Here is a 13,370-nt window from a genome sequence, read left to right on the forward strand (position 1 = left end):
GAGGCTCAACTGAAGAAACTACGGGCCTTGGCCAGCGCGCTCACGAACGCGTCGGCCTCGTCCAGGGTGTTATATAGGGCGAAGGAAGCCCGGGCGCTCGACGTGACGCCGAACCTTTTCATCAGGGGCTCGGCGCAGTGGGTGCCGGCGCGGACGGCCACGCCGTAACGGTCCAGCACCTGGGCCACGTCATGGGCGTGGGCGCCCTCGACCACGAAGCTCAGCACCGCGCCCTTGCCCGGGGCCGCGCCCAGGATTCGCACGCCGTTGACGCCGTCCAGCTGGTCGACGACCCGCTGGTAGAGGGCGTGCTCGTGGGCCAGCGCGGCGTCCCGATCAATCGTGTTCAGCCATTCGATGGCCGCGCCCAGGCCGACGGCCTCGAGGATCGCCGGGGTGCCGGCCTCGAAGCGGTGCGGCGGGTCGGCGTAGGTGATGACCTCTTCCGAGACCGAGCCGATCATCTCGCCGCCGCCCTGGTACGGGGGCAGCGCCGCCAGGCGCTCGGCCTTGCCGTACAGCACGCCGACGCCAGTCGGTCCGTAGAGTTTATGGCCGGAGAAGACGTAGAAATCGACGTCCAGGGCCTTCACGTCGACCTTGCTGTGGACGATGGCCTGGCAGCCGTCCAGCAGCACCGGCGCGCCGGCCGCATGGGCCAGGCGGACGATCTCGGCGGCGTCGTTGATGGTGCCCAGCACGTTCGACATGTGGCTGATGGCCACCATCTTGGTGCGCGCGGACAGCAGGCTCTTGTAGGCCTCCATGTCCAGGCGGCCGTCGTCGGTGACGGGCACGAACCGCAGGACCACGCCGTAGCGCTGGCGCAGGAAGTGCCACGGCACGATGTTGGCGTGGTGCTCCATCTGCGAGACCACGATCTCGTCGCCGGCCTTCAGCGAGCGGCCGAAGGTGTCGGCGACCAGGTTGACCGCCTCGGTGGCGCTCTTGGTCCAGACGACCTCCGACGGCTCGGCGTTGATGAACCGGGCCACGGTTTCGCGAGCGTTCTCGTAGGCCTGCGTCGTTTCGTTGGCCAGGGTGTGCAGGCCGCGGTGGACGTTGGCGTAGCTGGTGCGGGCCAGGCCGGTCATGGCGTTCAGCACGGCTTCGGGCTTCTGGGCGCTGGCGGCGCTGTCCAGATAGACCAGCGGCTTGCCGTGCACCTGGCGGCCCAGGATCGGGAACTGGGCGCGGATCGCCTCGACGTCGAAGGCGGGCGCGAAGGGCGTGTCCAGGGCCATTACGCCGCCCTCCCCAGCTTGGCCGCGACCCAGGCGACGGCGATGTCGCGCGCGCCCTCGTGCTCGATGCGCTCGACCACCTCGCCCAGGAAGGCCTGGGTCAGCATGGCCTTGGCTTCCAGCTCGGGGATGCCGCGCTGGCGGGCGTAGAAGACCTGCTCGTCGTCCAGGGCGCCGATGGTGTTGCCGTGGGCGCACGAGACGTCGTCGGCGAAGATCAGCAGTTCGGGCTTGGCGTCGACCTCGGCCCGGTCCGACAGGATCAGGGCGTGGTGGCCCATGCGGGCGTCGGTCTGGTCGGCGCCGGGCTGGACGACGATCCGGCCCTGGAACACGCCGCGCGCCTGGCCATCGACGACGCCTTTGGTCAGCTGGCTGGTGATCCCGTCGACGCCGCCGTGGGTGACGATGGTGGTCTGGTCGGCGTGGCGCTGGTCGGCCAGCACATAGACGCCGTCCAGCCTGACGTTGGCGTGGGCGCCGGGGTGGTTGATGCGGGTCTCGATCCGCTGGCGGCGGGCGCCGGCGGTCAGGACGGTCTGGTTGAAGACCGCGCCGGGAGCCAGGTCGACTTCGGCGGTGACCACGTCGATGGCCTCGGCGTGGTCGTCGATCAGCACGATCCGCTCGACGCGGGCGCCCTCGCCCACCGCGATGTCCAGGGTGACGTCCGAGAAGTAGCCGCCCGCTCGGCCCTCATGGCTTTCCAGCAGCACCAGGGTCGTGTCGGGCTCGACGACGATGGCGTAGGCGGCGGCGTGGGCCGTGCCTTCGCTGGCCGAGACGAAGCGCAGGGTCACCACGTCGCCCGTGCCGCTGGTCGCGGCGTGGCGCTGGCGGCCGTTGACGAACAGGATCTCGTCGGCGGCCAGGCCGTCGAACGGACCGGGCGCGACGTCGCCGTCCAACGCCGGCGAGGCGGGCGGGACGGCGCGGATCAGGCCGCGCAGGTCGGTCCAGCGCCAGTCCTCGTCGCGGCGCGACGGCAGCTGGGTCAGGTCGCCGGTCTTGAGGGCGGAGGCCAGGCTCATCAGGCGGCCGCTCCGACGTACTTGTCGTAGCCTTCGGCTTCCAGCTGCAGGGCCAGTTCCGGCCCGCCCGAGGCGACGATGCGGCCGGCGGCCAGCACGTGGACGCGGTCGGGTTTGATGTAGTCCAGCAGGCGCTGGTAGTGGGTGATGACCAGCATGCCGCGATCGGGCGCGCGCAGGGCGTTGACGCCTTCGGAGACGATCTTCAGGGCGTCGATGTCCAGGCCCGAGTCCGTCTCGTCCAGGATCAGGAACTTGGGCGAAAGCATCGCCATCTGCAGGATTTCCATCCGCTTCTTTTCGCCGCCCGAGAAGCCGACGTTCAGCCCGCGCTTGAGCATGTCGAAGTCGATCTTCAACGCCGCGGCCTTTTCCTTGGCCAGCTTCAGGAAGGCCGGGGCGGCGATCTCGTCCTCGCCGCGCGCGCGGCGCTGGGCGTTGAGGGCGGTGCGGATGAAGGTTAGGGCCGGAACGCCCGGGATCTCCAGCGGATACTGGAACGACAGGAACACGCCCTTGGCGGCCCGTTCGTTGGGCTCCAGCGACAGCAGGTCCTCGCCGTTCAGCGTGGCCGTCCCTTGCGTGACCTCATAGCCGCCACGGCCGCTCAGCACGTACGACAGGGTCGACTTGCCGGCCCCGTTCGGCCCCATGATGGCGTGCACCTCGCCGGCCGGCACGTCGAGCGTGACGCCCTTGAGGATCGGCTTGTCTTCGACGCGGGCGTGGAGGTTTTCGATCTTAAGCATGGGTCTCGTTGGTCTTTCGGGCGCCGCTCAGCGGCTCCAGCAGTTCGATGCGGTTGCCGAACGGGTCGTCGACATAGATGCGGTCGTAGCCTTCGAGGGGCTCGTCGTCCTTCAGGGCGAAGCCGCCGTCCGACAGCTTGGCCTTGAGCGCCGGAAGGTTGCTGACCAGCAGCCCCGGATGCGCCTTCCGCGCGGGACGGAAGTCGGCCTCGACGCCCAGGTGGATCTTCAGGCCGCCGTCCTCGAACCAGCAGCCGCCGCGCCGGGCCAGGTGCTCGGGCTTGGGCGTCTCGGGCAGGCCCAGGACGTCGCCGTAGAACCGGCGCGCGGCGTCCTCGCCGCCCGGGGGCATGGCCAGCTGCACATGGTCGATGGCGACCAGGGTCATCCCACGCTGCCTTCCAGGCTGATCGCCACCAGCTTCTGGGCTTCGACGGCGAATTCCATGGGCAGTTGCTGCAGCACGTCCTTGACGAAGCCGTTGACCAGCAGGGCCACGGCCTCCTCCTGCGAAAGCCCACGCTGCTGGCAGTAGAACAGCTGGTCGTCCGACAGGCGCGTGGTCGTCGCTTCGTGCTCGAACACCGAATGGCCGTTGCGGGCCTCGATGTACGGGACCGTGTGGGCCGCGCAGGTCTTGCCGATCAGCAGGCTGTCGCACTGGGTGAAGTTGCGCGCGCCCTTGGCCTTGGGGTGGGCCGAGACCAGGCCGCGATAGGTGCTGGTCGATTTGCCGGCGCTGATGCCCTTGGCGACGATCCGCGACTTCGTATTGGCGCCCAGATGGATCATCTTGGTGCCGGTGTCGGCCTGCTGGTGGCCGTTGGTCACGGCGATCGAGTAGAACTCGCCCGAGCTGCCCTCGCCGCGCAGCACGCACGACGGATACTTCCAGGTAATGGCCGAGCCGGTCTCGACCTGGGTCCACGACACCTTGGAACGGTCGCCGCGGCAGTCGGCGCGCTTGGTGACGAAGTTGTAGATGCCGCCTTTCCCCGTTTCCGGATCGCCCGGATACCAGTTCTGGACCGTGGAATACTTGATCTCGGCGTCTTCCAGCAGCACCAGCTCGACCACGGCGGCGTGCAGCTGGTTCTCGTCGCGCATGGGGGCCGTGCAGCCCTCCAGGTACGAGCAGTAGGCCCCCTTGTCGGCGATGATCAGGGTGCGCTCGAACTGGCCGCTGTCCTTGGCGTTGATGCGGAAATAGGTCGACAGCTCCATCGGGCAGCGCACGCCCGGCGGGATGTAGACGAACGAGCCGTCGCTGAAGACCGCGCTGTTGAGGCAGGCGAAATAGTTGTCGGACGTCGGCACGACGCTGCCCAGATACTGCTTGACCAGTTCCGGATGCTCGCGGATCGCCTCGCTCATCGAGCAGAAGATGACGCCGACCGCCGCCAGCTCCTTCTTGAAGGTGGTGACCACGCTGACGCTGTCGAACACCGCGTCCACGGCGTAGCGCGGCGCGCCCTCGACGCCGGCCAGCACGGCCTGTTCCTTCAGCGGGATGCCCAGTTTCTCGTAGACGGCCAGGATCTCGGGATCCACCTCGTCCAGGCTCTTGGGCCCGGCCTTGGTGGAGGGGGCGGCGTAGTAATAGCTGTCCTGGTAGTCGATCTTGGGGAAGTCGACCTTCGCCCAGGTCGGTTCTTCCAGCTCCAGCCAGCGACGATAGGCCTCCAGACGCCAGTCCAGCATCCACTGGGGCTCGTCCTTCTTGGCCGAGATGAAGCGCACGATGTCCTCGGAGAGGCCCTTGGGGGCGAACTCCTGTTCGATATCGGTCGTGAATCCGTGCTCGTACTTCTCGAGCGACGCGACGGTATCAATGGTCTCTTTGACCGCGGCCACTACGCCACCTCCCGGCGCCGGGCGCCGATACGCGAATAGGCGGCGAGCCAGGCGTCGCCGCAGGAAATCCAATCTTGCTCGGTCGTGGCCCAGCCGCCGCTGACACGCAGGGCGAACGGAGCCAGGTCCGCCCGGCCCATGGCGTCCACCACGCGGCTGGCCTTGACCTTGCCCGAAGAGCAGGCGCTGCCGGCGCTGACCATCACCCCCGCCAGGTCCAGGTTCATCACCTGGATCTGCGAGGCGAAGCCCTCGGCCGCCAGACAAAGGGTTTGGGGCAGACGCCCAAAGCGCTCTTGGGCGCCCTCCCCGAGCACGACCGCGCCGACGGCCTTGACCCGTTCGGCCAAGGCGTCGCGCCATGTGCCTTGATTGGCCATCGAGGGCAAGTCGCGAGCCGCCGCCTCGGCGGCCGCGCCGAAGCCGGCGATCCCGGCGACGTTCTCGGTGCCGGCCCGGCGGCCGCGCTCCTGGCCGCCGCCGTGTTGCTGGCGGACGATCGTGGCGCGGGTGCCGGCCACCAGGGCGCCGACGCCCTGCGGTCCGCCCAGCTTGTGGGCCGACAGCGCCATCGTGTCGGCGCCGAGGGCGGTGAAGTCGATGGCGATCTTGCCGGCGGCCTGGACGGCGTCGACGTGCAGCCAGCCGTCGGCCGCGCGCACCAGGGCCGAGGTCTCGGCGATCGGCTGGATCACGCCGGTCTCGTTGTTGGCCAGCATCAGGCAGACCAGGGCCCGGCCCTCGTCGCTCAGGGCCTCTTCCAGCCAGTCCAGGCGCGCGACGCCGTCGGCGTCCAGCGGCATTTTCAGGACCTGCAGGCCCGAGGCGGCGGCGGTTTCGAGGACGGCGTCGTGCTCGCCCTCGCTGACGATGACGCGGTTGAAGCCGGCGAAGGCGGCGCTGCCGATGGCCAGGGCGTTGGCCTCGGTGCCGCCGCTGACGAAGGTGACCGAGCCCGGCACGACCCCGACCAGCTCGCCGACCTGCTTGCGGGCGGTCTCGACGATGTCGCGGGCGGCCCGGCCGCTGGCGTGCACCGACGACGGATTGCCCGCGGTCTCGAAGGCGCGCAGCACCGCGTCCCGCGCCTCGGGGCGGATCGGGGCGGTGGCGTTGTAGTCGAGATAGATCGAGGGCTTGGTCACGCCGCCGCCATCTCCCCAGCTCTTGCCTTGAGGGCGCGCTCCCGCAGCGTGCCGTCCAGCACGTCGGCGACCGACACGCTGGCCAGGTAGCCGTGGATCTGGCGGCCCATCTCTTCCCACAGGTCGTGGGTCAGGCATTGGGCGCCGCCGGCCATGCAGCCCCTGGCGGCGGTCTTGCCGCCCTTGGCGCCGATCGCGACGCCGCAGCGGGTGGCGCGCAGCGGCTCGTCCACGGCCAGGACGATGTCGGCGATGGCGGTGTCGCGGGCCTCGCGGGCCAGGCGATAGCCGCCGCCGGGGCCCCGGGCGCTGACCACCAGGCCCTTGCGGCGCAGGCGCGCGAAAAGCTGCTCGAGATAGGAAAGCGAGATCTGCTGGCGCGCGGCGATCTCGGCCAGGGCGACGGCGCGCCCTTCGGCCTGGTCCTGCTGGCGGGCCAGATCGGTCATGGCCATGACCGCGTAGCGTCCCTTGGTGCTCAGGCGCATGCGCCTTATCTCCTTGCGGATTCCCCGCGCATCGGCTTAGGCGTGTGCTACAAGCCGCGACTTCGCGACGAGGCTCTTGCGAAAAGACCGAGCCGCGCGGTGCGGATTTAGGAAGACCAAGCGCAGTGGTCAAGTATTCCTTCGCCCTTCCGGGCCCAGGAACGCGGCCCCGTCGCCCCTTTTTGGATAGGGACCTTGAATGCCTGACGTGATTTTGACCGGAGCTTCGGGCCGCATCGAGGGCCGTTATTCGCCGGGCAAGACCGACAACGCCCCGATCGCGCTGATCCTGCACCCGCACCCCAAGGCGGGCGGGCACATGAACCACCCGGTCTCGGTGCAGCTGTACCACCTGTTCATGAAGCGCGGTTTCGCGACCCTGCGCTTCAACTTCCGCGGCGTGGGCCGCAGCCAGGGCGAGTTCGACAGCGGCATCGGCGAGCTGGCCGACGCGGCCACGGCCCTGGACTGGCTGCAGTCCAACAATCCCGCCGCCGCCCAGACCTGGGTCGCCGGCTACAGCTTCGGCGCCTATATCGGCATGCAGCTCTTGATGCGCCGTCCGGAAACCGACGGCTTCATCTCGGTGTCGCCGCCGACCAACATGTACGACTTCAGCTTCCTGGCCCCCTGCCCGGCCTCGGGCCTGATCCTGACGGGCGCGGCCGATACCGTCGTGCCGCCGGTCGAGGTCGAGCGCGTGGTCTCCAAGCTGCGCACCCAGAAGGGCATCGTCATCGACTACGAAGTGGTCGACAAGGCCACCCACTTCTGGGCCGAGCACCTGCCGTCGGTCGAGAAGAGCGTCGGCGACTATCTGGACAAGCGCCTGGAAGCCAATCCGATCCCGTAGGCCCTGGCGCCGGTTAAGGCTCGCTGATCGCGAGTTACCGGTACCATAAAGCTTGCGATCCTGGACAACTCACCGTCATTCTGCGTCGAACGCTGTTCGCGGAGGATGACGGTGAGCCAGACCATACGGCCGTTCCTGATGTTCCAGAACCAGGACGCCGAAGCGGCGATGACCTGGTACGTCTCGCTGTTCCCCGACGGGGAAATCCTCGACATCGAACGCTACGGCGCCGCCGGACCCGGTCCCGACGGCACCGTGATCCGCGCCCGCTTCCGGATCGGCGGCCAGGAGGTCTTCGTCTCCGACAGCTTCGTGAAGCACGCCTTCGGCTTCACCCCCTCCTCGTCCCTGTTCGTAGACTGCGCCTCGGAGGCCGAGGTCGAGCGCCTGGCCGCCGCCCTGGCCGAAGGCGGGGCGGTGCTGATGCCGGCGGGCGACTACGGCTTCAGCCGGCGCTTCGCCTGGGTGAACGACCGGTTCGGGGTGTCCTGGCAGTTGAACCTGGCCTGACATCGTTCTTCGAACCTCCTATATATTCACCATCTGAGGAATTTCTGGATGGCGGGCATGCACTACGACATCGTGATCGTCGGCGGGGGAGCCGGTGGGCTGGAACTGGCGGCGCGGCTGGGACGCAAGCTGGGCCGCAAGGCCGGCAAGGAGCGCGTCCTGCTGATCGATCGTTCCAGCTTCCACATCTGGAAGCCGACCCTGCACGAGGTGGCCGCCGGCACGCTGGACACCCACCAGGAGGGGCTCTCCTACTCGATCCTGGGCCGCGCCAACCATTTCAGCTTCCTGCTGGGCGAGCTGGACAGCTTCGACCCGGTCGCCAAGCGCCTGAGCCTCAAGCCGATCCTGGCGGAAGGCGGCAAGGTGCTGGTGCCCGAGCGTAGCGTGACCTTCACCTGGGGCGTGCTGGCGATCGGCAGCGGCAGCAACCTGTTCGGCACCCCGGGCGCCGACCAGGCCCACCTGCTGGAACGCACCGAGGACGCCGAGGTCTTCCACACCCGCCTGCTGGCCGCCTTCATGAAGGCCTCGTTCTCGGCCGAGAAGACCATGAGCGTGGCCATCGTCGGCGGCGGGGCCACCGGGGTCGAGCTGTCGGCCGAGCTGATCGAGGCCCATCGCGAGCTGCTGGGCAGCCTGGGCAGCGAGCAGCGCTTCCGGCTGGACATCGCCATCGTCGAGGCCGCGCCGCGCATCCTGGGCGGCCTGCCCGAGAAGATCTCCGACCAGGCCACCGTGGCCCTGGAGCGCAAGGGCGTGCGGGTCCACACCGGGGCCAAGGTCGTCGCCGTCCATCCCGACCGGCTGGAGACCAGTCAGGGCGACATCCCGGCCGACCTGATCGTCTGGGCGGCGGGCGTGAAGGCCGCGCCCGGCAACACGGCCTACGGGCTGGAGACCAACAAGACCAACCAGTTCGTGGTCAACGACCGGCTTGAGACCTCGGCCCCCGACGTCTGGGCCCTGGGCGACTGCGCCGCCGTGCCGTGGGTCGGGACGGAGGGCAAGGAAGGCAGCATTGTGCCCGCCCGCGCCCAGGCCGCCCACCAGCAGGCCAGCTACCTGGCCAAGGCCCTGATCGCCCGCCTCGGCCAGCGCCGGGTCGAGGCGCCGTTCGTCTACAAGGACTTCGGCTCGCTGGTCTCGCTGGGCGAGAACCGGGGCGTCGGCGCCCTGATGGGCGGGCTGGGCGGGCCGAACTTCTTCGTCGAGGGCCTGATCGCCAAGTGGGCCTACATCTCGCTGCATCTGGACCACCACCGGGCGATCATGGGCACGCCCAAGACGATCGTTCTGGCCCTGGCCCGGCTGCTGCAGCAGCGGGTGGCGGGGCGGCTGAAGCTGCATTGAGCGTGCAGGATGCCTGACGATGACTCCCTCCCCCTTGTGGGGAGGGAGGCGGCGAAGCCGACGGGTGGGGCCTGCTGACTCGTCTTGCTGACTCAGCAAACCCCACCCGACCCTGGCTCCGCCAGGGCCACCCTCCCCACAAGGGGGAGGGACAGGTCGTCGTGCTCGGTGCTCGCGAGACAAAGCTCAGCGAAATCAACACCCTGGATTTTTTCGACCAAACTTATCCTCCCCCTTCCAGACGCCCGCATAATGCTCCCACCTCGACGCGGGAAAGGGCGCATGGCCAGCGACCGATGCGGCGGCGAGGGGCGATCGAGCGGGAAGCTCTGTCGGCGGTCCGAGAGGATCAACTCCATCCATCTGGTGCCGGCTGGGCTCGGAACACGGATACAGCGTTGGATGGAGGCCGATTGAGCAGCAGGCGGGCGGTGAGACGCTCGCGGTCCGGGACCGGGTGTCGTTGACCTGGCCCGCCCGTCGGAGGCTTCAAGGCGGCGAGGTTCGAACAGAACTCGGCGCCGCCGCGCTTCCGGATAACGACCGCGCGGAGCGATCGGGCTTCGTCGAAACGGTATTCTTTTTCAAACTCCGGACGATGTCCGGCGCTCCGCAGCCCTTTCCATACCTTCAGCGAGAGATCGCGTGAGGCTGAAAAGCCGTGGCTCACCCCCTTGCCCCCACCTGGCGGCTTCGCCGCCTGTCCGCCCCCATAGGGGGCGGAGCCTTCGCACCAGCGCTCTTCCCCCTGCGGGGGAAGACGACCGCGAAGCGGTCCGTAGGGGGCAAGTGCTGACCGCATCGGAGGAACAGGACCTGCTAAGGCTCGATGATCCTGCCGCCCGTCATCGGCGCGGCCACGCCGGTGGTTCCGGGGAAGCTGATCGGCAGCCCGCGCGCCGTGCGGGCGGCCAGGTAGGCGAAGGCCTCGGCCTCGATGGCGTCGCCGCGCCAGCCGACGGCTTCGGCGGTCTTGACCGGGACCGGCGCCCGTTCGGTCAGCGCCTTCATGATCTGCGGATTGTGACGGCCGCCGCCGCAGACGATCAGGGCGTCGGGGCGCTGGCCGTGCTCGAACGCCTTGACGACGGCCTCGGCGGTGAAGGCCACCAGGGTGGCGGCGGCGTCCTCGGAGGACAGGGGATCGACCAGGTCGAGCGGGAAATCATAGCGGTCCAGCGACTTGGGGGCCGGGCCGGAGAAATAGTCGCTGGCCAGGAAGGTGTTCAGCACCGCCTCGTCGACGACGCCCGCCGCCGCCAGCCGGCCGTTCTCGTCGAAGCGGCCCAGGCCGCGCGCCTGCAGCATCAGGTCGATCATGCCGTTGCCCGGCCCGGTGTCGAAGGCCAGCAGGTCATCGTCGGGACCGATCAGGGTGATATTGGCCACCCCGCCGATGTTGAGCGCCGCCACCGGCGCCGGCAGGCCCGAGGCCCGGGCCCGGGCCGCGTGATAGATCGGGGCCAGCGGCGCCCCCTGCCCGCCCGCCGCCACGTCGGCCGTGCGGAAGTCGAAGGCCACCGGCCGCCCGCAGGCGCGGGCCAGACGCTCGGCGTCCAGCAACTGCACCGTCCGGCCGATCCGGCCCGGATGCGGCCGCTCGTGCAGCACCGTCTGGCCGTGCACGCCCAGCAGGTCGAATTCGGACCAGGCCAGGCCGTGCTCGGCCAGGAAGCTCTCGGCGGCGTGGAAATGCTCGTCGGCCACGGCCTGGGCCGCCTCGGCGAAGATGTCGGGCGCGGGCTTGTCGCGCGGCCAGCCCCGCGCCACCTCCGTGGCCACCAGCAGGAGGTCGCGGGTCGCCTCGCGCAGTTTCCGCTCGCCGCACGGCCCGAAGGCCTGGATCTCGACGCCGTCGGTCTCGAGCACCGCCATGTCGACCGCGTCGAGCGAGGTGCCGGTCATGAATCCCAGGATACGCATGGTCTGGTTGACTGCCACGGCCCGCGCCGGGTAGCTAGGCCCCATGATCGACGCCCGCGTCATGCCTCGTCCGTATTACCGCCCGCTGCCATAGCGGGAGGCCGACGAAGCACGTCGCCGCCACCCCGCCTCGCCGGGGTCGTCCAAGATCGATCATGCGCTCCGGCCCCTCCCGGAGACCCCAAATGAAGTCCTCACAACCCGATCCCGCCGTGCTAGACGGCCCCCCGTTGTCTTCGAATACGTCCAATTCAGAGAGTCGAGCCATGTCCGCCGCCCCCGCCGCCTTCAAGTCGGAATTCCTCCAGACCCTGCAGGCGCGCGGCTACATCCACCAGATCACCCATCCGGCGGAACTGGACGCGGCGGCCGCCGGCGGGATCGTCACCGCCTACATCGGCTTCGACGCCACCGCCCCTTCGCTGCACGTCGGTTCGCTGATCCAGATCATGATGCTGCGCCGCCTGCAGCAGGCCGGCCACAAGCCGATCGTCCTGATGGGCGGCGGCACGACCAAGGTCGGCGACCCCACCGGCAAGGACGAGAGCCGCAAGCTGCTGAGCGACGCCGACATCGCGGCCAACATCGCCGGCATCAAGCAGGTGTTCGCCAAGTTCCTGACCTTCGGCGACGGGCCGACCGACGCCATCATGGTCGACAACGACGCGTGGCTGAGCAAGTTCGGCTACGTGCAGTTCCTGCGCGACTACGGCGTGCACTTCACGGTCAACCGGATGCTGGCCTTCGACTCGGTCAAGCTGCGGCTCGAGCGCGAGCAGCCGATGACCTTCCTCGAATTCAACTACATGCTGATGCAGGCGGTCGACTTCCTGGAGCTGAACCGCGCCCATGGCTGCGTGCTGCAGATGGGCGGCTCGGACCAGTGGGGCAACATCCTCAACGGCGTGGAGCTGACGCGCCGCGTCGACCAGAAGGCCGCCTTCGGCCTGACCACGCCGCTGCTGGCCACCGCCTCGGGCGCCAAGATGGGCAAGACCATGTCGGGCGCGGTGTGGCTGAACGCCGAGCAGCTGAGCCCCTACGACTACTGGCAGTTCTGGCGGAACACGGAAGACGCCGACGTCGGCCGGTTCCTGAAGCTGTTCACCGACCTGCCCCTGGACCGCATCGGCGAGCTGGAGGCCCTGCCGGGCGCCCAGATCAACGACGCCAAGAAGGTGCTGGCCGACGAGGCCACCCGCATGGCCCACGGCGAGGACGAGGCCCGCAAGGCCCGCGACGCCGCCGAGAAGGCGTTCGAGCAAGGCGCGCTGTCGGCCGACCTGCCGACCTTCGAGGTTCCCGCCGCGGACCTGAAGGCCGGGATCGTCCTGGCCAACTTGTTCGCCGACGCCGGCCTGGCCGCCTCGCGCGGCGAGGCCCGTCGCCTGGCCCAGGGCGGCGGGGTCAAGGTCAACGACAAGGCCGAGCCCGACGCCAACCGCGTGGTCACCGAGGCCGACCTGGTCGACGGCGTCGTCAAGCTGGCGGCCGGCAAGAAGAAGATCGTGTTGGTGAAGCCCGTTTAGGTATCGTATGCCCGGACGGGTCCGAGACTCGTCCGGGCCCTTCGACCCGTTGCGAGTGACTTGAGGAAGAGCACGATGCTGGAACCCGGCGACAAGGCCCCCGACTTCGACCTAGCCACCGACACCGGCCGCGTCAGCCTTTCGGGCCTGAAGGGCAAGAACGTCGTGCTCTACTTCTATCCGAAGGACGACACGGCCGGCTGCACCTCCGAGGCCCTGCAGTTCTCGTCCGAGGTCGAGGAATTCGCCAAGCTGGGCGCGGTGATTGTCGGGGTGTCCAAGGACAGCGTCGCCTCGCACGCCAAGTTCCGCAAGAAGCACGACCTGACCGTCGAACTGGCGGCCGATTCCACCGGCGAGATCGTCGAGGCCTACGGGGCCTGGGTCGAGAAGAGCATGTACGGCCGCAAGTACATGGGCATCGACCGCTCGACTTTCCTGATCGACCGCGAGGGCGTGGTCCGCAACGTGTGGCGCAAGGTGAAGGTGCCCAACCACATCAAGGCGGTGCTGACGGCCGCCAAAGCCCTGAAGTAGCGGTGTGGCGCGCCGGCCTCAGGCGTGCGGTTATCGCAACACTAAAAGCCCCCGAACGGTGGCAATCGGTCGCGGAACCTTTTATCGGTTGAATTGTTTAAGCAAAACGTCGCCCTGCGTTCACGTCGGGCGCGAAGTATCTTGCGCGTTTCCG

General features: G+C 68.8%; 14 protein-coding genes. 6 read left to right on the top strand and 8 right to left on the bottom strand.

The window, feature by feature from the left end; translation table 11 throughout:
* Positions 1–5: 5 nt before the first annotated feature.
* Genes BR39_RS0124955 through BR39_RS0124985 form a run of 7 tightly spaced genes read right to left on the bottom strand, consistent with a single transcriptional unit; the run spans position 6 to position 6,511 of the window.
* Entirely contained in the window at positions 6–1,244 is a 1,239-nt protein-coding gene (locus BR39_RS0124955; RefSeq protein WP_029917289.1) for an aminotransferase class V-fold PLP-dependent enzyme, read from the bottom strand.
* Complete coding sequence (sufD, locus tag BR39_RS0124960) at positions 1,244–2,275, bottom strand: Fe-S cluster assembly protein SufD (protein ID WP_029917290.1); 1,032 nt, start codon at positions 2,273–2,275, stop codon at positions 1,244–1,246. The genes BR39_RS0124955 and sufD overlap by 1 nt, the downstream gene beginning before the upstream one ends.
* Positions 2,275–3,024, bottom strand: a complete 750-nt coding sequence (gene sufC, locus BR39_RS0124965; protein WP_029917291.1) for a Fe-S cluster assembly ATPase SufC — start codon at positions 3,022–3,024, stop codon at positions 2,275–2,277. The genes sufD and sufC overlap by 1 nt, the downstream gene beginning before the upstream one ends.
* Positions 3,017–3,412, bottom strand: coding sequence for a VOC family protein (locus BR39_RS0124970; protein WP_029917292.1), 396 nt, complete (start codon positions 3,410–3,412; stop codon positions 3,017–3,019). The genes sufC and BR39_RS0124970 overlap by 8 nt, the downstream gene beginning before the upstream one ends.
* On the bottom strand, positions 3,409–4,878 hold the full coding sequence (gene sufB, locus BR39_RS0124975) for a Fe-S cluster assembly protein SufB (RefSeq protein ID WP_029917293.1): 1,470 nt from the start codon (positions 4,876–4,878) through the stop codon (positions 3,409–3,411). Before sufB ends, BR39_RS0124970 begins: the two co-directional genes overlap by 4 nt.
* The gene (locus tag BR39_RS0124980) at positions 4,878–6,023 is read right to left on the bottom strand and encodes a cysteine desulfurase family protein (protein WP_029917294.1); all 1,146 of its coding nucleotides are present in this window, start codon (positions 6,021–6,023) and stop codon (positions 4,878–4,880) included. The genes sufB and BR39_RS0124980 overlap by 1 nt, the downstream gene beginning before the upstream one ends.
* Positions 6,020–6,511, bottom strand: coding sequence for an Rrf2 family transcriptional regulator (locus BR39_RS0124985; protein WP_029917295.1), 492 nt, complete (start codon positions 6,509–6,511; stop codon positions 6,020–6,022). Before BR39_RS0124985 ends, BR39_RS0124980 begins: the two co-directional genes overlap by 4 nt.
* A 199-nt stretch (positions 6,512–6,710) precedes the next feature.
* Between BR39_RS0124985 and BR39_RS0124990 the strand changes: the two genes are divergently transcribed.
* The 3 genes from BR39_RS0124990 to BR39_RS0125000 all read left to right on the top strand — a co-directional run bounded on the left by BR39_RS0124990 (position 6,711) and on the right by BR39_RS0125000 (position 9,227).
* On the top strand, positions 6,711–7,364 hold the full coding sequence (locus BR39_RS0124990) for an alpha/beta hydrolase (protein WP_029917296.1): 654 nt from the start codon (positions 6,711–6,713) through the stop codon (positions 7,362–7,364).
* A gap of 105 nt (positions 7,365–7,469) precedes the next feature.
* Positions 7,470–7,874, top strand: coding sequence for a VOC family protein (locus BR39_RS0124995; RefSeq protein ID WP_035019080.1), 405 nt, complete (start codon positions 7,470–7,472; stop codon positions 7,872–7,874).
* A 57-nt stretch (positions 7,875–7,931) separates the two neighbouring features.
* Positions 7,932–9,227, top strand: coding sequence for an NAD(P)/FAD-dependent oxidoreductase (locus tag BR39_RS0125000; protein ID WP_029917298.1), 1,296 nt, complete (start codon positions 7,932–7,934; stop codon positions 9,225–9,227).
* An 819-nt stretch (positions 9,228–10,046) separates the two neighbouring features.
* Here BR39_RS0125000 and BR39_RS0125005 read toward each other — a convergent pair.
* Positions 10,047–11,150 carry an anhydro-N-acetylmuramic acid kinase gene (locus BR39_RS0125005; protein ID WP_029917299.1) on the bottom strand — a complete coding sequence of 368 codons (1,104 nt, stop codon included), beginning with the start codon at positions 11,148–11,150 and terminating at the stop codon, positions 10,047–10,049.
* A gap of 43 nt (positions 11,151–11,193) precedes the next feature.
* Here BR39_RS0125005 and BR39_RS26865 point away from each other — a divergent pair, with 43 nt between their 5' ends.
* The 3 genes from BR39_RS26865 (at position 11,194) to BR39_RS0125015 (ending at position 13,216) form a co-directional block, all read left to right on the top strand.
* On the top strand, positions 11,194–11,244 hold the full coding sequence (locus BR39_RS26865; protein WP_197026763.1) for a hypothetical protein: 51 nt from the start codon (positions 11,194–11,196) through the stop codon (positions 11,242–11,244).
* A 91-nt stretch (positions 11,245–11,335) separates the two neighbouring features.
* Positions 11,336–12,679, top strand: coding sequence for a tyrosine--tRNA ligase (gene tyrS / locus BR39_RS0125010; protein WP_197026761.1), 1,344 nt, complete (start codon positions 11,336–11,338; stop codon positions 12,677–12,679).
* A 75-nt stretch (positions 12,680–12,754) separates the two neighbouring features.
* Positions 12,755–13,216, top strand: a complete 462-nt coding sequence (locus tag BR39_RS0125015) for a peroxiredoxin (RefSeq protein WP_029917301.1) — start codon at positions 12,755–12,757, stop codon at positions 13,214–13,216.
* The last annotated feature ends 154 nt before the right edge of the window (positions 13,217–13,370 follow it).

Origin of the sequence: Caulobacter sp. UNC358MFTsu5.1, assembly GCF_000712075.1 — a bacterium.
GTDB lineage: Bacteria > Pseudomonadota > Alphaproteobacteria > Caulobacterales > Caulobacteraceae > Caulobacter.

What these genes read in the sequence shown, in the direction of transcription:
- BR39_RS0124955 (WP_029917289.1), bottom strand. Translation starts at nt 1,244, where the DNA reads ATGGCCCTGGACACGCCCTTCGCGCCCGCCTTCGACGTCGAGGCGATC.
- sufD (WP_029917290.1), bottom strand. Translation starts at nt 2,275, where the DNA reads ATGAGCCTGGCCTCCGCCCTCAAGACCGGCGACCTGACCCAGCTGCCG.
- sufC (WP_029917291.1), bottom strand. Translation starts at nt 3,024, where the DNA reads ATGCTTAAGATCGAAAACCTCCACGCCCGCGTCGAAGACAAGCCGATC.
- BR39_RS0124970 (WP_029917292.1), bottom strand. Translation starts at nt 3,412, where the DNA reads ATGACCCTGGTCGCCATCGACCATGTGCAGCTGGCCATGCCCCCGGGC.
- BR39_RS0124985 (WP_029917295.1), bottom strand. Translation starts at nt 6,511, where the DNA reads ATGCGCCTGAGCACCAAGGGACGCTACGCGGTCATGGCCATGACCGAT.
- BR39_RS0124990 (WP_029917296.1), top strand. Translation starts at nt 6,711, where the DNA reads ATGCCTGACGTGATTTTGACCGGAGCTTCGGGCCGCATCGAGGGCCGT.
- BR39_RS0124995 (WP_035019080.1), top strand. Translation starts at nt 7,470, where the DNA reads ATGACGGTGAGCCAGACCATACGGCCGTTCCTGATGTTCCAGAACCAG.
- BR39_RS0125000 (WP_029917298.1), top strand. Translation starts at nt 7,932, where the DNA reads ATGCACTACGACATCGTGATCGTCGGCGGGGGAGCCGGTGGGCTGGAA.
- BR39_RS0125005 (WP_029917299.1), bottom strand. Translation starts at nt 11,150, where the DNA reads ATGCGTATCCTGGGATTCATGACCGGCACCTCGCTCGACGCGGTCGAC.
- tyrS (WP_197026761.1), top strand. Translation starts at nt 11,336, where the DNA reads ATGAAGTCCTCACAACCCGATCCCGCCGTGCTAGACGGCCCCCCGTTG.
- BR39_RS0125015 (WP_029917301.1), top strand. Translation starts at nt 12,755, where the DNA reads ATGCTGGAACCCGGCGACAAGGCCCCCGACTTCGACCTAGCCACCGAC.